The 18,090-nt window shown below is 63.7% G+C and carries 22 protein-coding genes and 1 pseudogene; 14 read left to right on the forward strand and 9 right to left on the reverse strand.

Features of this window, described 5'->3' with window-relative positions:
- Nucleotides 1–4 precede the first annotated feature (4 nt).
- Nucleotides 5–677: pseudogene (locus AC5Y5Z_RS14525) on the forward strand (cytochrome P450); the annotation flags it as partial.
- 5 nt (nucleotides 678–682) lie between these two features.
- On the opposite strand, the gene AC5Y5Z_RS14530 reads toward AC5Y5Z_RS14525, so the two are convergent.
- Nucleotides 683–1,579: a lysophospholipid acyltransferase family protein gene (locus AC5Y5Z_RS14530; RefSeq protein ID WP_499925787.1), complete on the reverse strand. Its 897-nt coding sequence runs from the start codon at nucleotides 1,577–1,579 to the stop codon at nucleotides 683–685.
- Between the two features lie 49 nt (nucleotides 1,580–1,628).
- On the opposite strand from AC5Y5Z_RS14530, the gene AC5Y5Z_RS14535 reads away from it, so the two are divergent.
- Together AC5Y5Z_RS14535 and AC5Y5Z_RS14540 are read left to right on the forward strand one after the other, a co-directional pair.
- Nucleotides 1,629–2,201 carry a TetR/AcrR family transcriptional regulator gene (locus tag AC5Y5Z_RS14535; protein ID WP_499925789.1) on the forward strand — a complete coding sequence of 191 codons (573 nt, stop codon included), beginning with the start codon at nucleotides 1,629–1,631 and terminating at the stop codon, nucleotides 2,199–2,201.
- Between the two features lie 154 nt (nucleotides 2,202–2,355).
- Nucleotides 2,356–2,541 (forward strand): excalibur calcium-binding domain-containing protein, encoded by a 186-nt coding sequence (locus AC5Y5Z_RS14540; RefSeq protein ID WP_499925791.1) that lies wholly within the window; start codon nucleotides 2,356–2,358, stop codon nucleotides 2,539–2,541.
- Between the two features lie 30 nt (nucleotides 2,542–2,571).
- On the opposite strand, the gene AC5Y5Z_RS14545 is transcribed toward AC5Y5Z_RS14540, so the two are convergent.
- The 6 genes from AC5Y5Z_RS14545 to AC5Y5Z_RS14570 are packed head-to-tail and all read right to left on the reverse strand — an operon-like array spanning nucleotide 2,572 to nucleotide 8,937.
- On the reverse strand, nucleotides 2,572–3,822 hold the full coding sequence (locus AC5Y5Z_RS14545) for a flavin monoamine oxidase family protein (RefSeq protein WP_499925793.1): 1,251 nt from the start codon (nucleotides 3,820–3,822) through the stop codon (nucleotides 2,572–2,574).
- A gap of 1 nt (nucleotide 3,823) precedes the next feature.
- Nucleotides 3,824–4,624, reverse strand: a complete 801-nt coding sequence (locus AC5Y5Z_RS14550; RefSeq protein WP_499925795.1) for a TauD/TfdA dioxygenase family protein — start codon at nucleotides 4,622–4,624, stop codon at nucleotides 3,824–3,826.
- A complete protein-coding gene (locus AC5Y5Z_RS14555) occupies nucleotides 4,603–5,667 on the reverse strand; it encodes a D-alanine--D-alanine ligase family protein (RefSeq protein ID WP_499925797.1) in 1,065 nt (354 codons plus the stop codon). The genes AC5Y5Z_RS14550 and AC5Y5Z_RS14555 overlap by 22 nt, the downstream gene beginning before the upstream one ends.
- Nucleotides 5,668–7,023 carry an ATP-grasp domain-containing protein gene (locus AC5Y5Z_RS14560; RefSeq protein ID WP_499925799.1) on the reverse strand — a complete coding sequence of 452 codons (1,356 nt, stop codon included), beginning with the start codon at nucleotides 7,021–7,023 and terminating at the stop codon, nucleotides 5,668–5,670. It abuts the gene before it with no gap.
- Nucleotides 7,020–8,240: a sedoheptulose 7-phosphate cyclase gene (locus AC5Y5Z_RS14565; RefSeq protein WP_499925801.1), complete on the reverse strand. Its 1,221-nt coding sequence runs from the start codon at nucleotides 8,238–8,240 to the stop codon at nucleotides 7,020–7,022. The genes AC5Y5Z_RS14560 and AC5Y5Z_RS14565 overlap by 4 nt, the downstream gene beginning before the upstream one ends.
- Before the next feature lie 31 nt (nucleotides 8,241–8,271).
- Complete coding sequence (locus AC5Y5Z_RS14570) at nucleotides 8,272–8,937, reverse strand: HAD-IA family hydrolase (protein WP_499925803.1); 666 nt, start codon at nucleotides 8,935–8,937, stop codon at nucleotides 8,272–8,274.
- Between the two features lie 225 nt (nucleotides 8,938–9,162).
- Between AC5Y5Z_RS14570 and AC5Y5Z_RS14575 the strand changes: the two genes are divergently transcribed.
- From AC5Y5Z_RS14575 to AC5Y5Z_RS14585, 3 genes are all read left to right on the forward strand, one after another.
- The gene (locus tag AC5Y5Z_RS14575) at nucleotides 9,163–9,759 is read left to right on the forward strand and encodes a TetR/AcrR family transcriptional regulator (protein ID WP_499925805.1); all 597 of its coding nucleotides are present in this window, start codon (nucleotides 9,163–9,165) and stop codon (nucleotides 9,757–9,759) included.
- Nucleotides 9,756–10,655, forward strand: a complete 900-nt coding sequence (locus tag AC5Y5Z_RS14580; protein WP_499925807.1) for an oxygenase MpaB family protein — start codon at nucleotides 9,756–9,758, stop codon at nucleotides 10,653–10,655. Before AC5Y5Z_RS14575 ends, AC5Y5Z_RS14580 begins: the two co-directional genes overlap by 4 nt.
- Before the next feature lie 98 nt (nucleotides 10,656–10,753).
- A complete protein-coding gene (locus AC5Y5Z_RS14585; protein ID WP_499925809.1) occupies nucleotides 10,754–11,020 on the forward strand; it encodes a hypothetical protein in 267 nt (88 codons plus the stop codon).
- Between the two features lie 127 nt (nucleotides 11,021–11,147).
- Here AC5Y5Z_RS14585 and AC5Y5Z_RS14590 read toward each other — a convergent pair whose 3' ends face one another.
- Entirely contained in the window at nucleotides 11,148–11,384 is a 237-nt protein-coding gene (locus tag AC5Y5Z_RS14590; RefSeq protein ID WP_499925811.1) for a DUF4352 domain-containing protein, read from the reverse strand.
- Here AC5Y5Z_RS14590 and AC5Y5Z_RS14595 point away from each other — a divergent pair.
- The 3 genes from AC5Y5Z_RS14595 to AC5Y5Z_RS14605 are packed head-to-tail and all read left to right on the forward strand — an operon-like array spanning nucleotide 11,269 to nucleotide 12,662.
- Entirely contained in the window at nucleotides 11,269–11,877 is a 609-nt protein-coding gene (locus AC5Y5Z_RS14595; RefSeq protein ID WP_499925929.1) for a hypothetical protein, read from the forward strand. The two genes, AC5Y5Z_RS14590 and AC5Y5Z_RS14595, sit on opposite strands and share 116 nt — an antisense overlap.
- The gene (locus tag AC5Y5Z_RS14600) at nucleotides 11,877–12,278 is read left to right on the forward strand and encodes a hypothetical protein (protein ID WP_499925813.1); all 402 of its coding nucleotides are present in this window, start codon (nucleotides 11,877–11,879) and stop codon (nucleotides 12,276–12,278) included. The genes AC5Y5Z_RS14595 and AC5Y5Z_RS14600 overlap by 1 nt, the downstream gene beginning before the upstream one ends.
- Before the next feature lie 18 nt (nucleotides 12,279–12,296).
- Nucleotides 12,297–12,662, forward strand: a complete 366-nt coding sequence (locus AC5Y5Z_RS14605) for a hypothetical protein (protein WP_499925815.1) — start codon at nucleotides 12,297–12,299, stop codon at nucleotides 12,660–12,662.
- 198 nt (nucleotides 12,663–12,860) lie between these two features.
- Here AC5Y5Z_RS14605 and AC5Y5Z_RS14610 read toward each other — a convergent pair whose 3' ends face one another.
- Nucleotides 12,861–14,762 (reverse strand): IS481 family transposase, encoded by a 1,902-nt coding sequence (locus AC5Y5Z_RS14610; protein ID WP_499925817.1) that lies wholly within the window; start codon nucleotides 14,760–14,762, stop codon nucleotides 12,861–12,863.
- Nucleotides 14,763–14,846: 84 nt separating this feature from the next.
- Between AC5Y5Z_RS14610 and AC5Y5Z_RS14615 the strand changes: the two genes are divergently transcribed.
- From AC5Y5Z_RS14615 to AC5Y5Z_RS14635, 5 genes are all read left to right on the forward strand, one after another.
- Nucleotides 14,847–15,248, forward strand: coding sequence for an Ltp family lipoprotein (locus AC5Y5Z_RS14615; RefSeq protein ID WP_463829084.1), 402 nt, complete (start codon nucleotides 14,847–14,849; stop codon nucleotides 15,246–15,248).
- 144 nt (nucleotides 15,249–15,392) lie between these two features.
- The gene (locus AC5Y5Z_RS14620) at nucleotides 15,393–15,716 is read left to right on the forward strand and encodes a YbaB/EbfC family nucleoid-associated protein (RefSeq protein ID WP_499925819.1); all 324 of its coding nucleotides are present in this window, start codon (nucleotides 15,393–15,395) and stop codon (nucleotides 15,714–15,716) included.
- 115 nt (nucleotides 15,717–15,831) lie between these two features.
- A complete protein-coding gene (locus tag AC5Y5Z_RS14625) occupies nucleotides 15,832–16,227 on the forward strand; it encodes a hypothetical protein (RefSeq protein WP_499925821.1) in 396 nt (131 codons plus the stop codon).
- Nucleotides 16,228–16,302: 75 nt separating this feature from the next.
- Nucleotides 16,303–17,094, forward strand: coding sequence for an amidase domain-containing protein (locus AC5Y5Z_RS14630; protein WP_499925823.1), 792 nt, complete (start codon nucleotides 16,303–16,305; stop codon nucleotides 17,092–17,094).
- A gap of 433 nt (nucleotides 17,095–17,527) precedes the next feature.
- Entirely contained in the window at nucleotides 17,528–17,893 is a 366-nt protein-coding gene (locus AC5Y5Z_RS14635; RefSeq protein ID WP_499925825.1) for a hypothetical protein, read from the forward strand.
- Nucleotides 17,894–18,090: the final 197 nt, after the last annotated feature.

Raw genomic sequence — 18,090 nt, forward strand, 5'->3', positions numbered from 1 at the left:
ACCCCAGGCCTTCACTCCTCGCTCGGTAGCCCGCCTGGACACCGTCATCACCGACATCATCACCGAACTGACCGACCCTCTGATGGCCGCGGGCCGCAGCGAGATCGTCTCGGATGTCGCCCGGCCCTATCCGGTACCGGTCATCAGCGCGTACTGGGCGCCCCCCGCGACGGCTGGCGCCGATTCTCGGCCTGGGCCGACGACTTCTTCACGCTGTTCACCTGGAATGTCAGAGAGTACGAACGCGACATCCTGACCGCCTGGGCCGAACTCGACGCCTACATCGATGCCATGGTGGCTGACCGGCGCCACTCACTGACCGATGACCTGATTTCGGACTCGATCCGCGCCGAGGACGACGGCGACCGGCTGAGCATCGAGGAGCTGCGGATGCTCGCGACCGGCATTCTGATGGCGGGCACCGACACCACCCGCAACCAACTGGCCGCGGCGGTGGAGGTCTTCTGCGACCATCCCGGGCAGTGGCAGCTCCTCGCCGAGCAGCCCAACCTGGCGGTGACTGCTCGAACCTCGCCCGGTGCGAACTCGCCGAGGCGCTGCGGGTGATGGCCGCCCGGATGCGCAATCTTCGTCGCTACGGACTGGTTACGTGGCAGCCGATCGTCGGAATCACCGGTCCGGCAACGCTTCCGGTCGAGTTCGACAGCGCTGAGTAGTCGCTTCAGGCCGCCGTGGCTGCCCGTGTCCACGCCAGCGGGTTCAGCTCCCGGAACGGGTCACCGGTACGGATCTCCAACAGCCGGTCCAGTATCGCTTCCAGGGACTGCTGGGTGTCCGCCCGCACCGACTCAACCCACTTCTCGGTAGACATGCGCGCTGGTTTCGTCGTGCAGATCGGCTCACCGAATTGCAGATACATCCGTTGCGGACGAGGGATGAAGGTGGGCCCAACGCCGCGCAGCAGCGGCATCGCCATATCGGCATCGCCGGACATCCTGGTGCTGACCGCCCGGCTGAGCCGACCCAACAGGCTGTCGCGGGTGACCAGGCTCTTGTAGACGTCGTCACCGCCGACCAACCCGACCGGAACGATCGGATAGTCGTTCTCTACCGCGATGCGGGCGAAGCCGGCCCGGCCACGCCAATTCAGTTGGTATTCCTCGCCTTTGAATTTGGCGATCTCGCGTCCGCCGCCGGGGAACACCAGGATGGTCTCGTTGTGGCGCATCAGTTCCCGTGCGGTCTCCGGGTCGCCGACCACTCCGCCGTAGGCGGTCATCACGTCGTGGCCGAACCCGGGCTGCTGGGCGAAACGGCGGTCGGCCAGCGGCCGGACCCGGGTGCCGATCGCGCGTCGCACGAAGTGCGGAATCAGCAACACCTCGCCACCGATGAACTGAGTATGATTGCCCACCAACAGGAATCGACCGTCGGCCGGCAACGTGTTCAGACCGCTCACGTACGGCCGGGTCGCGTCGATCACCGGTGCGATGCCGTCGTGCACGCGCTCCAATGCACCACGCAGAATCTCTACGCGGCGCGGATGGTTCATCACCGCATCGATGTCGATCGGCCGGCTGTCGACGTCTTTTGTTCGCGGCGGGGGGAAGGGTGCCATGCCGACCACTATACCGAACGAACTAGTTCGTATGGGATATCATCGGATCGTGCGCACCCGGTCCGAGCTTCGCGACACGATTCTCGGTGCCGCGCGCTCCGAGTTCGCCCAGTACGGCCTGGCCGGCGCCCGCATCGACCGGATCGCCCGAGCGGCGACCGCCAGTAAGGAGCGGCTGTACGCGCACTTCCGGGACAAGGAAACGTTGTTTCGCAGCGTGGTCGCCGCCGACAGCGAGGAATTCTTCGCCGCCACCACGCTGAATCCGGAGGCGGTGCCCGAATTCGTGGGCGAAATCTACGATTTGGCTTGTCAGCGGCCCGAGCATCTGCGCATGATCACCTGGGCGAACCTGGAAGGGCTGGCGCTCGACCCGCCCCCCGCCGACGAGTGGGACTCCATGCCGGCCCGTCACATCCGCGCCATCGAAGCAGCCCAAGCCGCCGGCTACGTGGACGCATGCTGGCAGCCGATGGAATTGCTGGTGCTGTTGTTCGGGGTGGGCCTGGCCTGGGCGCAGTCGCCGCACCCCGATGCGCGAACGGTCGATTCCGAAGTGATTGCGGCCCGACGGGCCGCCGTGGTGGAGGCCGCCCGGCGGATTGTGAGTCCCGCCGGCTGAAGCGCGGTCAGTTCGGAGGTGGACCCGCCCCAAACCCGTTCGCGGGGAGTTCGGCACTTTCTCGACTTCCGCCCGCCGTCGGTCGCGGTGTCGCAATCTCGCCAATCAACACAGGGATGGTGTTGAGACGACAGTTCGTATGCTCGTTGCTGCGGTGGCCGCAACTGTTGGTGTCCTGGGTTACGGGACGGCTATCGCACCTGCTGCACAGCCCGATGCGCCGTATGCCAACTGCCAGGCGGCTGTCGCCGATGGCCGCTACAACATCCCGAGGGGCGATCCCGCCTACCGGCCCCCGTTGGACCGCGATAACGACGGCTTCGCCTGCGAGTCGAAGTAACCCCCGCGCACACCGCGAAGGTGGCAGCGGTCAGCCGGTGTTGGCGCCGATGGCCTGCAGAATCGCCTCGCCGGTGCGACGACCGCTGACCAGCGCACCCTGAATCGAAGCGGTATCACGGTGATCGCCGCATAGCCACGTCCCTGCCGGAGTGCGGATCGGCCGTCGCACCCGCAGCGGCGGGTGCTGTGCAGGCAGTGCGCCAGGAATGACGTGCCGGGTCACCGGCACCCAATCGCGATGGTCGGTCTGCAGGATGTCTGCGGCATGTTGACGCATCGTATGTTCGTCGGGGACGGTGCCATCGCGCACCAACGCAGAGGCCGCGATCAGGTGCTGACCCGGTGGCGCGTAAGTCGGTGCGGCGGCACTGATCACCGCCGTGTTCAGCACCGGTCCGCGCCCTCGGCGGGCATCCACCCGCAGCATCGGGGGACCCGGTACCGACTGGTCGCTCGCCCACCAATCGGTCACCACCCCGTGCATCTGGGGTGCCGCTTCGCCGGTCAGGGGCGTTGCCGCGACAGCGTCGGTGGCGACTACCACGTGCTGGGCGCGGACGCTGCCCGCGTCGCCCTGGACGTGAGACCCGTGGGTGTCCGACACCACCCGAATGGCCCGGTGCTGCAGCGCAATTCGTTTGCAAAGTCGATCGGCGAGCTGACTCGGCAAAGCCTGCATACCGTCGGCCGGCAACGCCGGCAAGCCCAGCGCGAACATGCGGGCCAACAACAGTGTGAACGCATTCGAACTGGCCCCGGACTCTTCGAGCAACACCCCGGCCAGAAAACGATCCACCACCCGGCGCACGTCGCCGCTCACACCGGCCCGATCCAGCGCTTCGCTCACATTGACATCCCAATGCTGCGGTGCCGTCAGCTTTTTCGGTCGTAGCGCTGGGGACGCCCACCGCGCCAGCGCGATCACATCGCGTGCCCTTACCCCACCCGAGGACAGCATTGTCAACACCCGCTTCGGGTGACGGATCGGGTGTACCCAGACCGCGGAGCCCTCATCGCGGCGCGCGATCACGCCGGCCCCGAAAGGTTGCAGTCGCAGCTGCGCCAAATCCACGGTGTGACGCAACTCGGGGTAGGCGGGGTTGAGGACCTGAAAGCCTCGGTCACAACGGAACCCGTTGATGACATCGGTCCGGATGCGACCGCCGACGGCGTCCGACGCTTCCCAGACCAGCACCTCGCGACCGGCCGCGGCGAGCACATCGGCACAGCGCAAACCGGCCAAACCAGCGCCGATGACGAGTATTTCGGCTTCTTCCATGTCACCAATCCGATCGCTCGACGGTCAACGGCTCCCGATCGACGACCATGCCACGATGCATCACGCGGCCGCCGATCACTCCGCGGTGGTCGGCACGGTGCAGTACACATCGGTTGTCCCACATCACGACGTCGCCTTGTGACCACTCGTGGCGGTAGACGTTGTCGTCCCGCGTCGAGTGGCAGAACAGGAAGTCGACCGTTTCGGCTCCCTGCCGCGGCGACATCCCACTGACCGCGGCGCAGCGCTGCGGCGCCGAGAGATACAGCGCGGTCCGCCCGGACAGCGGGTGCCGCAGGAATACCGGATGCTCCGCCTGCGTCTCTTGCTCCGGGCCTGGCTCCAGACCCGTCACGACGTGGGTGATGGTGCACCCGGTGAGTCGGTGGCGCACCTCCGGTGGCAGCGTCGCGTACGCCGCGTACTGATCGGTGAACAAGGTGTGCCCACCGTGTTCCGGCACGCGCACCGCCCGTAAGGCGGTGTAGGACGGGGGATTTCGCACGTAGCTGGTGTCGGTGTGAAACGTCGAGCGTGGTGGCCTGCTGCGACCCACATTGCTCACGATATTCAGGTCTGGGAATCCCGGCACCGGAGTCTCGCCGACCGTGAACATGGTCTCACCGAAGCTGCGCAAGAACCGCAGGAAAGCCGCGTCACCGATGACCTGCCCGGGGAGGACGAGCACCCCGTGCCGGGCCAGCAACCGGCGGAGCTGGCGAACGTCGCGGCCACCCAAACCGTCGACCCGCATGTCGGGCACCCGCGCCCCCAGCGGCGTCAGTGCGGTGTGCGCGAGCATGGCCCCCCTTCGAGGCCGAGTTCGCGAAGCTGGTCGGCGAACAGTTCGGTGACGTCCACCCCTGATGCTGCAGCCATCACCGCAAGTACGCTGGACGGGGCGAACGAGCAATACGGACCGGCTTCGAGGAACCAGGGCTTACCGGTGGGGTCGATGCGAAAGTCGAACAGGCTGTAGTGGCGACAGCCCAAAGCCCGGTGGCACTGCCGGGCTGCCTCCCATACGACCTCGGTGATCGGATCATCGCGGGCGACGATCCAGGCCCGGCTGGGTTCCTTCGCGGCGAGGTACAGTTCGCCGGCGTTGGTGCGGCGCAGTTTGTCATCGCGGTGCCGGATCGGTTTGGTCGTGGCGTCCACGGCGTACTCTTCCAGCGGCAGGCACACGAGCTTGCCGCGGCGAACGACGATGCCGCACCGTACTTCTCGTCCCGGCTCGATATAAGACTCGACGAGGGCGGCTGCGCTGTGCCCGAGCGCCGCGTCGATCGCCGCGCCAAGATCCATCGGCCTGCGCACCAGCGATACGCCCACCGAGTTGTCTGCGTTCACCGGCTTGACGACGACCGGCGGCCGCAGCCTCAATCGACGATCACCATCTCGCACCACCTGGCCCGCCGGGACAGCGACGCCTGCCGCGGCCACGATGTCGCGTGCCATGGTTTTGTCGGCAGCAACCGCCATCACTTCCGGTCGGTTGCCGATGTACGGGATGCCCAGCACACCCAGCAGGCGGCGGTAGGAGGTCATCCCGCAGATGCAGAACATCTGCGGCACGGCGACATCCACCTTCAGGCAGCGCAGGTGCTCGACTGCATCCCATACCGTCATCGGCGCAGCTGATTTCAGTGCTTCGATGCTGAGGTCTTTCGGGAATCGCCACGTCCCACCCGGTGACACGTACGCCACATGCATGTCGTAGCGGTCCGGATCGGCGAGCGCACCCAGACAAGCGCGCGCATACAGGCAGGACAACTCGGCATGGAAGTCGTCAAGGGCCGACCCGACGAGGTGCAACACCGACACGCGTGCTGAGACGGCCATTCAGTCGCCGCCGTCCTCGACGAGCTTGCCGATATTGAAATCGATGCGGCTCCAGCCTTTTCGGCTGCGCAGGTTGTCCCACAGCAGTGCCGGAATCTGCAGGTGGTGCACCATGAGGTACGGCAACGGATCCCACCGGGTGAAGATCGCGTCCTTACCGCCCAGCATGGTCCGGAGTCTGCGGCACCGTCCGGGTTGGGTGAGTAGACGCCAGAACTCGTGGTAGATCCAGTAGGTGGGGCGAGCACCGCGGTCCGGCGTGATCAGCGGGTGTTCGTCGTCGAGATAGGCGGCGGCCAATGCCGGGTGATCGTGGAACATGGTGATCGCGGAATGGGTCCGTGGATTGCACTCGATGGCGTAGGTGTGCCCGTCCCGACCTTCGATGAAGTCGAAGGCCACCTGCCCGGTCAGGCCGAGACTCCCCACGAATGTCTCTACCCAGTACTGTATTTCGGGCTTGTCCACATGCCGGTAGTTCAGTTGGGCCGCCGAGGATTCGCAGCACCCGTAGACTTGCAGCCAGCCGTCGTGCACGGTGCCGTGGGTGCAGTATTCGCGCCCGTCGACGAACTCCTGCAAGATCCAGGGGTCGTCCGCCGAGATCGGGAGGGACCGCGCCAAGGCGGCGTTGCGCTCAGGTGTGCGGGCCGACAGGCGGGCGAGGTTGATGCGGCCTACCGGGTCGTAGGCAATTCGCTTCAGGATGTAGTCGCGGTCGGGTGGAAATTCGAAGTCCGCGACCTGCGCAGCGCTGGTGATCCGGTGGGAGTCGGGTACGCGAAGGCCCAGTGATGCTGCAGCAGCCGCGAATTCGGCCTTGTCATCGAGCAGTCGAACCGTTCCGGGATCGACATGAAGAGTGTTGCAGGTGCCGTCGAGCAGTGCTCCCACCCAGGCATCGGGGACGCTGCCCGCCGGGCTGGACACCGGGACGAACACGTCGACGTTCTCATACTGGGCGATACGCAGCAGTGCCGAGGCGTAGTCGGGAGCCGTCGGCTCGGGCACGCAGTAGAACTCGTCGACGGCGCGGGAGAACCGGTGTCCGGTCAGGCGGTACTTGGCAGATTCGACCAGGATCACCCGGTGCCCGGCCAGGTGAAAGGACCTGGCCAACTGCAGGGCCTTGGTCATTTTGCCGCCGTTGAGCAAGATGGTGCGACGGGCTTGGGGGGCGACCGGCGTTTGGGGTGGCCGCCGCCGGCTCAGCAGTGTCAGCGCTACCACGGCGAGGTCGATCGGCAGCGTGACCAACAGGGCGAGCAACGTGGCAACAGTTCGGCCGACGTTGGCGTCCCTGCGTGCCGGCTCGCGAACCGCTGCCGGCCGCTCGATCTCCAACGTTGCCGTCACTGCCCCACCACCTCCGGTGCGGCGAAGACATTTACGCCGTCACCAGCGCGGGGAAATTCCAGGCAGATCTTCTTGTGCAGCAACAACGTATCGGCCAGTTCGGTGGCACTGACATCGTTGAGGAACGTGCATCGACCTAGCGGGTCGGGTACCGCCGCACGAAGCAGGCCGTCGCGGGTTCGAAGGATGGCTGCCGTCGCCTCGGCAAGCAGTTGTTCGGTCAAATGTTCACTGTCCAAAGCCAGTCCCAGTGCGCTCATCACCCCCAGCACGCGATCGCGGTCGGCGACTGAGAGATAACCCCGCTGCTCGGCCAGCGTGGTTGACAACGCCATGTCGATGTTGATCGCGTGACCGTGGAAGAACGGGATGGGCGGGGTGAGCTCCAGTGTCGGACTCCACGTGTGCCCGAACGCAATCACCCGATCCAAGTCGATCTCGTGCAGGTTGGGCGCTTCCAGGTCGAGCATGGTGGCGATCGCGAGGTAGGTGAGATGGTCACCCACGGAACGCAACTCCGAGTTGCCGTGCAGATGGCCGAATCTCGTGCGCAGGAGATCGGCGCCGTGCGCTTCGAGCAGTTCGAAGATCTCGGCGTTGCCGACGACGGCGATCTTGATCAGTTCGGCCATCCCGTTGCGCACCTGATCCTCAGGAAGCGTCTTCAAAAACGAGAAGTCCAACAGGACCTGCTGCGAAGCGTGGTAGGCACCCAAGCGGTTCTTGTGTTTGCCGTGATTCACCGCGACCTTGATGGACACGCTCGCGTCGATCAGGCCGATCAGGGTGGTTGGAATCCGGATGTACGGGGTGTTGCGCCGGTAACTCGCGCAGGCGAACCCCGCCACGTCGGTGGTCAATCCGCCGCCCACGACGAGCACAGGTTCGGTGCGGACCAGCCCGAAAGCATTGAACTCGCTCACAATCCGCTCGTAAGTCTCCAGTGACTTGGCCGTCTCCCGAATCTGGACCGGGACCACGGTCAGCTCGATCTCGTGCTGCTCGAAATAGTCGTGTATCGAGTCGGCGTAGAGCTGATACACGGTCTCGTCGATCACCATCAGCGTCCGGCCGTACGGACGGTAACTGTCCGCCAGCAGTGTGTTGTCGCGGCCGAAGACGCCGTCGACGTATAGCAGGTCGTACTCGATCTTTTCGTACCCTTCGACGTGAAACGCCCTGTCACTCGTGGTCACTCGGGCCTGAAGATTGCTCATTGCGTGTTCCTCGGATAGGTCAGGGCTGGACTCAGCGGGTCACCAGGCCGAGAACGGCTGCGGCGTCCAGAGATTCGACGGTCTCCATGGCGGCGCTGAAGTCGCCACCGCTGGTGTTCCGGTTCGGGAAGGCGACGCAGGTGATGCCGGCGGCAGTCGCGGCGGCGACTCCTCCGACGTTGTCTTCAATCGCCGCCACGCTGGCAGCGTGCTCGCCGAGTCGTTCGAGGGCGAATTCGTACGCCGCGGCATCGGGTTTCGGTGCTGTCACGGACTCCTTGTCCACGATGAGATCGAAAGTGTCCGCACTGATCTGCGGCTGTAGAGCTGTCAACAGCGCGGCGACGTTGTCCGGTGAGGTGGTGGTGATGAAGCCAAGTTTGTGATGGTGTTCCTTGGCCTCGGCAACGACGGCAGCCACACCGGGACGCAGCGGCACAGTCGAGTCGCCGAGAAGCCGTTGGAAAATGCCGGACTTGCGCGCGTGTACCGCCGCGGCGTCGACGTCCTCACCGCGGGACTCTGCGTAATCCTGAATCCGTTGTGCCCCACCGTTGGAAGCCAACATCGAGATGTAGTCCTCGCGTGACCACTCCCAGTCGAGTCCGGAGGCTGCAAACGCCTCGTTGAAGGCTTGCCGCTGTAATTCCGACGTGTCGGCGAGAGTGCTGATGGACCCGAACAAGACAGCTGACATGGGTTTCCCTCCATTGCGTGGATGTCAGTGTGATGGATCACCCGTTCAATACTGATCTAAACGTACAATAGTGAACAGAAAAGTGTCTACTGATAGATAAGTTCACTACTGAGTCGGGACTTACAGAGGGTCGGCGAGCCGCCCAGTAGACTTCTGGGCCGAACGAGTTCTCTCTGGCGGCGCCCGCAAAGGAAGGGCCGATGCAAACTAGGTGGCGCGGCGAATATGACCCCCGTCTCGGCTAACGACGAGTCCGGCGTTGAAGACGCGCGGGTGGCCCGCACCCGCGCGGACGTCGCCCGTGCCACCCTGAAAATTCTCACCGGGGACGGGTCCGAGGCGATCACCCATGCGCGGGTCGCCGAGATCGCCGGCTACTCCAAGACCACCGTGTACACCCACTGGCCCACCCGCATCGACCTGATCATCACGGCGATCGAATCGCTCGGCGAGATGCCCCATCACGAACGCACCGGTGACCTGCGCGCGGATGTCGTCGAGGAACTCAAGGTATTTCGTTCCGGGATTCTCGAACTGCGGCTCGACCGGGTGCTCGCCAGCATGGCGCAATGGGCCTCTGAGGAGCAGATGAGGCGGGTCCGGGACAAGGTCAACACCGACGGCCAGCACCAGATGTACGCCATGCTCGGAGAGGTTTTCTCCGGAGCGGCGCTGGACGCTGCCGTGTCGATGCTCACCGGGGTCGTCGCGTGCCCGTCGCTGATGTACGGCACAGTGCCCAACGACGAGATCATCGAAGCCGCCGTCGACATCATCTTCAAGAGCGCCGCCCAACAGTCAGCTCGTACGGTGAAGAGATGACTCTGTCGTCAGCGGTCAGCGCGGTCAGGCGCGACCTGGAAAGCAGATTGTTCGCCATGGTGGCCGGACCGCAGGGGCCGACCAACCGTGAGCGCATCCACCACACCCCGGGCGAACGGTGGTTCGGCGAGGACCGGCCCATCCGGCGCGTCCACGCGGACGCGTCGATGTTCGTCGGCGGGTTGCGGGCCCTGCTACTGCAGTCGCTGCATCCGCTGGCAATGGCCGGCGTTGCCGACCACTCCGACTATCGAGGTGACCCCTGGGGGCGGTTGCAGCGCACCAGCACCTTCCTGGCGACGACGACGTTCGGTTGCGCTGCCGACGCCCAGCATGCCGTCGACCAGGTCCGGCGCATCCACACTTACGTGCGTGGTGTCACCGTTGATGGACGGCCGTATCACGCGTCGGACCCGCACCTACTGGAGTGGGTGCACATCGCCGAGGTGGATAGCTTCCTGCTCGCCCATCAACTGTATGGCGCAGCGCCGCTCGACCAATCCGGCCGGGACGGGTACGTCGCCGATATGGCCGTGGTGGCAAGGGCACTGGGCGTGCCGACGCCGCCGGAGACCGAACGCGAGTTGCATGAGCGCATTGAGGCTTACCGACCCGAATTGCGCGCCACGCCAGCGGCCCGGGATGCCGCGCGCTTTTTGCTGCTGACTCCACCGCTGGCCCTGCCGGCCCGACCGGTGTACGGCGTGCTGGCCGCGGTGGCGGTCGCGATGCTGCCGACGTGGGCGCGGCGCCCGTTGTGGTTGCCGTACGCCCCGGTGCTGGAATCCACCGTGACGCGCATGTCCGGGCACGTCCTGGTTGGGAGCCTTCGCTGGGTGATGACTGCGGGCAGGGTTCCGGTCGAGCCGGAGTTGGTGCTGCCGGGCGTTGGGTAAGCCGGTAGACAAACACGCTTGTGGTGGTGCGCCGTCAGGGTTTCGAACCCCGGACCCGCTGATTGAGAGCGCCTTCCCCGCTTGCCGTCGTCCGGTGCATGATCGCTTTCGACAAAGCGAGCCGGACCGTATTGCCCAAGATCTGCACTCCGTATTTATCGCTTACATTGCCAAAGAAGATGCGGCAGGAATGCGTTACTGCGTCGGTCGACCGCTGGCGACTCCCGATGGTTCCGATGCGCAAACCGGGTTGGGTGTCGCTGTCGAAGATCGACGACGCCCTGAAAGACGTACTGTGCTCGCGGCGGCAGGCCTCGGCCAAGTGGATACATACCATCCGTCACATCGCCACCACGCTGCTCTAAGAACTCGGTGACCCCAAAGATGAGAGCATGCAAATCACCTGCTCTTATTTGCCGCCGGGCACTGCGGCTACATCCACGTCGACCAACCCAAACCCGCGCCGAGCGCGGAAACTCGAATAAATCCTGCTCAGCTGAGTTTGACCTTTACCCCGCCGCTGAACGCCGAATCGTGAAGTTCGATAACAGTGGCCTTGGTGCCCGGGGGGACGTCGAAGGGCACCTGGGCGGTGATTGTGAATCCGGGATTCATGTTGACCAGCATCGACGTGCTCTCTCCGTTCGCGCCGCTGTTCAACTCGATTGCCGCCATCGAGTCGGCCGCGAACTGCTTGCCGTCGCCATCGAACAGCTTCTGGTTCTCCACGAAGAAAAACTGTGGTTCGTTCCCGGTGCTTTTTAACGTCATGGTGTCGCTGCGCCGTGGCGGATTGCCTGAGAGGGAAGGTCAATGGGCAAAGCGCGACTGGCTCGATTCGGTGCCCGATGTCCCCGCAGTGCCGCCGTGGGTTCCCGAACTACATGGTACGGATGCGGATTCGGTTCGCTACACCAAGTCCTGGTACAACGCTGACGAACAACGGCTTTTCCTTCTCAATACTGGTGGGTCGGCGGTACCTGAGTCGGCTGCTCGTCCGGGGGACGTCGCTTACTTTAACTACGCTGACTGCGCTTTTCACCAAGGTGAGCTAAGTCATCACGCGGCGATAGTGTCCGCTGTACTGCCTAATGGTGACGTGCTTTACACCCAGCACACGCCCGGCGCTGTTGACTACAGTCTTCAGGACCGGATGCCGATGCGGCTACAGGAGCAAGGAAACCAGAGTGTGACGATAGTTCGGCCGCAGGGGACCCGGTGATGACCCTCATCGGCACGCTATGGGTCCGGAAGTCTCGGTGGTTGTTCGTCGTATCTGCAATCTTGTTCTGCGTTGCCGCAGTGCCGTTGGGTATTGGTTCGTGGCGCAATCACGTGTGGGAACGCGAGGTCTTGCGACGAAACTGCATGCCACCACTGCCGTCGCACCCCGACACGGACATGCTCGGGCAGGCAGGCTTCAGCCTCGTCGTCATCGCGATGGTTTTCTTACTCATCGGCCTAATACTTGTACTGATCGGTCGTCATCGATGGTGGACCAAAGTCATTGCCGCAGTTGTCATCGCAGTCGTCTTGATATTGGGACTTTGGCTTGTCGTGCTGCTCATCTTCGTGAACGACTCGACCGGAGACACGTTGCCGTGCCAATATCTGGTTGGTTGATGCCGAGAGGATTTACAAGTGAGCGGTGACTTCGTTCAAATTGCACCCACCGAGGTCAAGAACGCTGGAAGCACCATCGAGACCGAGGCAGCCACGGCACGCGCCGCGCTGGTTCCGCTGTTCGACTCGGCGCAACCTGCGGCCAGCGGGAATCCGGGCTTCGTCACTGGGCCTAAATTGGTCGCTTTGGCGGACTCGCTGAAGCGCGAGATGGAGTCCACGATCACCAGGTTGGCCGGAACTGGCAACGCCATAGTTTCCTCGGCGCAAGCCATGTACAACGCCGACAACACTTTCGGGATGAACATCGACGCCGACAACGCGACCGGCCTCAGCCGTGTCGCCACCGCATTGAACGGACTCGGAAAGCCACCGCCGCAATGATATTCGAGCTTTGATTGCGCCACGGATAGTGCGGCGTTCTCCTAGGTCAAGTAAGCCCTCGGCACTCGCCGATGACTACGGGGTTCGAGCAGACGCTTACGTCAGTCTGAGTGAGACAACAGGCCGCGCAGTTGCGGAAACGGTGAGACGGTCAACATCTCCGGCAATGTATCCATCGTAAAGACGCGTCCGTCCGTGTCACGCAGCACGGGGCCGAGCGTGTCGTTGACGCGATTCCAACCGATGCCGCTTAACACTGACCTGTGTGGTCTCAGGACATGGGTGACGCATCGTTGTCGGGACATGGTTACCGTTTCCGGGGGCGGTGAGCGTTGAAGTTGCGGATGGGTGTGGTGGATGTCCGCGCGTGTAGTGAGAGCTCTTTGATGCCGTCGAGCACGCGGAAGTGATGGTCTTCGGCCACGATGGTGACAATGGTTCCGGCGTGTGTTCGTCCGACTCCAGTCGCTGGCCGGCAACCATCACGACGCCGTCTTTGGGAACTCGCCGCTGCACGCTCTGGGGTCCTGCTGGTGGCGGTGGCGGCAGTGCCGACGTCGCGGGTCGGGCATCCTTCATCAGCTCAATCTCGTTGAACGGTAACGGGTTCGGCAGAGTGTTCAGCAGCATGTTGCCGGCCGTGGCGTGGATGAGGCCGACGTCGAGTCGCAATGTGACCCTGGTTCCGGCGATGCCCGCGCCGAGTGCGAGTTGGTGGCCTCCGACAACGACGATGCCGTCGCGGCTGGCGGTGCGCTCTATCTCGATCGGTCTCGGTCCTGCAGCGGTCCCGACGGTGGTCGGTGCTTGGCCTGCGGGGTCAGGGCGCCCGGTCCGGACTCCACGCTGCGAGAGGCGTTCGAGATCGGCGTTCGTCACTCGCGACGGCACGGTCTTGATGACGTCTCCGGCGAGCAGGATGTGGATGCTGGACAGGTGGATCCACAGTGTCACCGTTAATCCGGCGTAGTTCTTGCCCACCCAGAGCTGTTGTAAGCCCGCGAGCACGATCACCCCCGACGGTGGTACGCGAGCTTCCATTTCGATGGGCTGGGTCCCACTGCCGTTGTTCGATGCTGACCTCAGCGGAAGGGAAGCGGTGGGCTCGTCGGGGCGGGCGGTGTCGGCACCAGGGTGCGCAACGGGTTCGGTGGCTCGGCTGCGGAACAGGCTCGCCGGGGTGGCCATGTCCAGCGATTGGTGAGGGCGCACCGTGTTGTAGGCGTGTACCCATTCGTCGATCGCTGCCTGGGCGGCCTGCATAGACTCGAATGCCCCTGTCTCGTCGAGCAGTTCGCGTCGCAAGGTTCGATGGAACCGCTCCACCTTGCCGGTCGTGGTCGGGGAGCGGCGTTTGGTCAGTCGGGCGGTGATGCCGTTCTCGCGGCAGATCCGCTCGAAGAGGACCTCCACGGGTAGTGGCCGGGTGAACTTGCCAGTGAACTGTTTGCCGTTGTCGGTGAGCACCTCAAACGGCACACCCCAGCGGGCCATCGCGGCCAGGAACGCATCGCACACCGCAGGACCTGACGGGACCGGCAACACCGTGGCGGCGACAACGAAGCGGGAATGATCGTCGATGGCGGTGAGCATCTTGTGTTCGCGCCCGTTGGCCAGGAACACCCCGCCAACGATATCGAGTTGCCACAGGTGCATTGGCGCTTCCCGTGCCCATCGTTTGTAGACTCGTTTATGTTGTTGCTCTTGGCTATTCACTAAACCGTTGCGCACCAGTACGCGGTGGGTCGTGGAGCGAGACGGAGCCTGGCCACCAATTTCGAGTGTCAGTTCGTAGGCGATTCGACGGGCGCCCCAGCGTCGGTGGTGGCGGCGCATCTCGCAGATCAACGCTTCGACATCAGCAGCGATACGGCCGGGGCTGGAATGCGGGCGACGCGACTGATCGGCCAGGGCGTCTAGACCTCCGGTCACGTAGCGCTTGCGCCACGCTGTGACCGTCTGCCGGGTGACGCCGTAGCGTTCGGCGACCTCGCTGACAGGTGCGCCGTCGTTGACCTCGCTGACAGCGCGTAGACGGATCTCGACCGTGACACGTGCCGCAACGTCGGAATCCGATTCAGGAACCTCTGGATCGACCACCGCGAGACCGTCGCAGGCCTAGGTTGCACGTCAACCATGTCCCGATGACGAACAGTCAAAAATGTCCTGACCCATACAGTTGCTGTGAGCAGTGTTCTTCTGGTACTCGGCGGTGTCTCCGAGGGCGAGGCGCAGGCAGCACCCATGGGATATGAAGTGCCCGCCAGTCCGGTAGGTCAGCTACCTCAGAGTCCGATGGGTCAGCAAAACGCTCTACGCGCAGCGCAGCAGTATCTCAATGTCGCCCCATTCTCGCGAACCGGACTCATCGACCAGCTCGTAAGCATTGACGGCTATTCAACGGAAGATGCCTCATACGCGGTAAACAGCCTCTCTGTCGACTGGAATCAACAAGCCGCGAAAGCGGCGAAGCAGTACCTCAGCGTCACCTCCTTTTCCCGCAGCGGACTTATCGATCAGTTGGTGAGCATCGACGGGTATACCAGTGCGCAGGCGCAGTACGGAGTTGCTGCTGTCGGATACTGACACCACTTGGCAGTCTGCGCGCATCACCGAATTTCGCAGTACGTCAGGACCGCCACGTGTTCCGGTTTTCGCCCGCATGAAGCTTGTCTACTCTTCGACAGGCTTCCGTACTCTACAAATGTCAGTGACACCGGGGGAGCCAAAATGGTAGGGGTTAGCGACGACTCTGCCGACCTCGACGACTTGGCCAATTTGCTGGACGGCGTGGTTGGTGAGGCCAAGTCAGAGGGCGGTCTGGTGGAGGTCAGGGTCGATACCCGGGGCCGCGTCGCCGAGGTGTGGCTAGACGACCGATTGTCTCGTGTCCCGGCGGACGAACTCGCAGATGCGATCTCTGAAGTGTGCGGTGCGGCGTTCAACGACCGGCTCGACCGCCTGGCCGACGCGATCTCCGACTACGACCGTGCACACGGCCTCAACGATGGCGTGCTGGACCATCTGCACGCCACCATCGACCGACTGAGGTAGATCGCAACTTGGTCAGTCAAGTGCGCATCCCCTTCGCGCAACTCTTCACGGCTCAGCCCGGCACCCACATATCCTGTTACCGTTCCGGCCGGACCAATCGACGTGGGGGAGGGTCGTGGTCACCTTCGCGCAGGTGCGCGACGCGCAGCCCGGGCTGTGGCAAACAGCCGCCGATGACCTCCTGGCAGTGGCCAAGCAGTCCGAGCGTACCGCGAGCAACATCCACGCCAACGGTGCCAAGCCGCTTGAAGAACACTGGCCCGACCACACCGGCACCCTGGCACGCAACGTGCTGGTCCAGCTCGCCGGACGAACAGCCAACATGGGCATCCTGGCGCGCGGAGCGACCACCCCGCTCGACACCTTGCAGGACGCGGTGGAAATCGCCCAGCGCGAGCTGAATGCTGCAGTCGCCGAAGCCACAGGCAAGGGTTTCTCGGTGAGTGACGACGGTAGAGTCGGTACACCTAAAGCCAGTGTCGACCCGGTCAGCGATCTCATGACGCGCTGAGATATCAGCAACGGATTGCCGACGCAGTGGAAGCCGCCACACAGGCGGACCAGCTGTGCCGATGCCTTGAGCGCGGTGAGCCTCAACCCCGACGACATCACCGTGGAGCAAGCGCAGAACGCGCAGAGCACGGCTGTGCGCAACGCTGTTGAAGAGATGCGCGATCAGCTCCCAGATGGCCTCCCCCCGGAGGAGGTCGGGAAGTGGTGGGCGGCTCTAACCCCGCAACAGCAGCAACAACTTCGTCTTGCCGCTCCCGTGGAGTTGTTCGATCTGCCCGGCATACCGGCCGACGTCAAAGCTCAGCTGACCAACCACGGCACGGGATACAACCCTATTGAGGCCTTAAGGTGGGCGTACGCCAACGCCCCGAACGAGGGTCTCGACCGTTTTCCTAACAACTGCGCATTCTTCGTGTCGGAATCGCTGCGGGTAGGTGGTCTACGACAAGTGGAAGGCGTTTGGAGTAAAGAGGATTGGGCCAACCCGATACCCAATGTGCCCAGTGTCCATATCCCCTTCACCGATCGGAATTTCGATGCTGATCAGTACCGGTATACGAAGTCCTGGTACAACGCCGACGAACAACGGAGCTTTCTGGTGAATAGCGGTGGGGCTCCGGTTCCTGTCTCGCAGGCGCGTCCCGGCGATGTCATCTATTTCAACTGGAGTGACCCCGCCGCGCACAACGGTGAAGTCAGCCACCATGCAGCAATAGTGTCGAGCGTCCTTGCGAACGGCGACGTCCTCTACACCCAGCACACTCCGGGCGCGGTCAACTACAGCCTGGAAGACCGGTTGCCAATCAGGCTCCAGGAACAGGACCCTCAAACCGTGGTCGTCGTTCGCCCGCCGGGAGCGCGATGAGAATTTCGCTGTTGTGAAACGGGCTAGGTGGTGGTTCGTTGCTGCCGCGACACTGCTTGCCGGTTCATTGGTGGCTCTGTATGTGGGTGCATGGCGAGTTGACGCCTGGGTGCATCAGCTGGAGAGCAATCACTGCGCCATGCCCTGGCCACCTGCGCCAAACCTCACCGCGACGGGTTGGGCAACGATCGGATTTGTTATCCCCACCATGGTCTGCCTGGTTGCCGCGTCAGTGCTAGTCCTAATCGGAGCGCACCGCTGGTGGCTGAAAGTTCTTGCGACGCTTGGTGTATTAGGTGTTCTGCTGGTGACGTTATTCATCCTGCTCGTCGGGTACAGCGACGCAACCTCCGAACTTGATCGTTATACGGTGAGTGGCAGCGACGGAGGACCGTTGTGTCCGGCTTCGGGGTAGGCGCAGAGGGGATGTCGAATGAGCGGTGACTTAATTCAAATCGCACCCGCCGAAGTCAAGAACGCTGGAAGCACCATCGAGACCGAGGCAGCCACCGCACGCGCCGCACTCGTCCCGCTGTTCGACTCGGCGCAGCCTGCGGCCAGCGGGAATCCTGGCTTCGTGACGGGGCCGAAGTTGGTGGCTTTGGCAGATTCGCTGAAGCGCGAGATGGAGTCCACGATCACCAGGTTGGCCGGAACGGGCAACGCCATAGTCTCTTCGGCTCAAGCCATGTACAACGCCGACAACACCCACGGCATGGACATCGACGCCGACAACGCGACAGGCCTCGGCCGTATTGCCACCGCACTCAACGGACTCGGACAGCCGCCGCCGCAATGATGAATTGGAACGCGCTTCCTGACACCACCGACCTGGCGCAAATGCTGACGCCGAGCAGATCGACAGCCGGAGCCGTCGCCCGGGAGAGTTAGGTGTCGTGCAGTGGCGGCCACCGAGTGAGCATTGACTATGTCAGAACCGGCGGTGCCGAAGGCGCTCGCGGCCCCGGCGCATTCCCGTGCTGGGTTGGGCGGCGG

The sequence above is a fragment of the Mycobacterium sp. NGS29 genome (assembly GCF_059812965.1).

Excerpts from the sequence above, each read along its gene's own strand:
- AC5Y5Z_RS14530 (WP_499925787.1), bottom strand. The coding sequence starts at position 1,579 with ATGGCACCCTTCCCCCCGCCGCGAACAAAAGACGTCGACAGCCGGCCG.
- AC5Y5Z_RS14545 (WP_499925793.1), bottom strand. The coding sequence starts at position 3,822 with ATGGAAGAAGCCGAAATACTCGTCATCGGCGCTGGTTTGGCCGGTTTG.
- AC5Y5Z_RS14550 (WP_499925795.1), bottom strand. The coding sequence starts at position 4,624 with ATGCTCGCGCACACCGCACTGACGCCGCTGGGGGCGCGGGTGCCCGAC.
- AC5Y5Z_RS14555 (WP_499925797.1), bottom strand. The coding sequence starts at position 5,667 with ATGGCCGTCTCAGCACGCGTGTCGGTGTTGCACCTCGTCGGGTCGGCC.
- AC5Y5Z_RS14565 (WP_499925801.1), bottom strand. The coding sequence starts at position 8,240 with ATGAGCAATCTTCAGGCCCGAGTGACCACGAGTGACAGGGCGTTTCAC.
- AC5Y5Z_RS14570 (WP_499925803.1), bottom strand. The coding sequence starts at position 8,937 with ATGTCAGCTGTCTTGTTCGGGTCCATCAGCACTCTCGCCGACACGTCG.
- AC5Y5Z_RS14575 (WP_499925805.1), top strand. The coding sequence starts at position 9,163 with ATGACCCCCGTCTCGGCTAACGACGAGTCCGGCGTTGAAGACGCGCGG.
- AC5Y5Z_RS14580 (WP_499925807.1), top strand. The coding sequence starts at position 9,756 with ATGACTCTGTCGTCAGCGGTCAGCGCGGTCAGGCGCGACCTGGAAAGC.
- AC5Y5Z_RS14585 (WP_499925809.1), top strand. The coding sequence starts at position 10,754 with ATGATCGCTTTCGACAAAGCGAGCCGGACCGTATTGCCCAAGATCTGC.
- AC5Y5Z_RS14595 (WP_499925929.1), top strand. The coding sequence starts at position 11,269 with ATGTTGACCAGCATCGACGTGCTCTCTCCGTTCGCGCCGCTGTTCAAC.
- AC5Y5Z_RS14600 (WP_499925813.1), top strand. The coding sequence starts at position 11,877 with ATGACCCTCATCGGCACGCTATGGGTCCGGAAGTCTCGGTGGTTGTTC.
- AC5Y5Z_RS14620 (WP_499925819.1), top strand. The coding sequence starts at position 15,393 with ATGGTAGGGGTTAGCGACGACTCTGCCGACCTCGACGACTTGGCCAAT.
- AC5Y5Z_RS14635 (WP_499925825.1), top strand. The coding sequence starts at position 17,528 with ATGAGCGGTGACTTAATTCAAATCGCACCCGCCGAAGTCAAGAACGCT.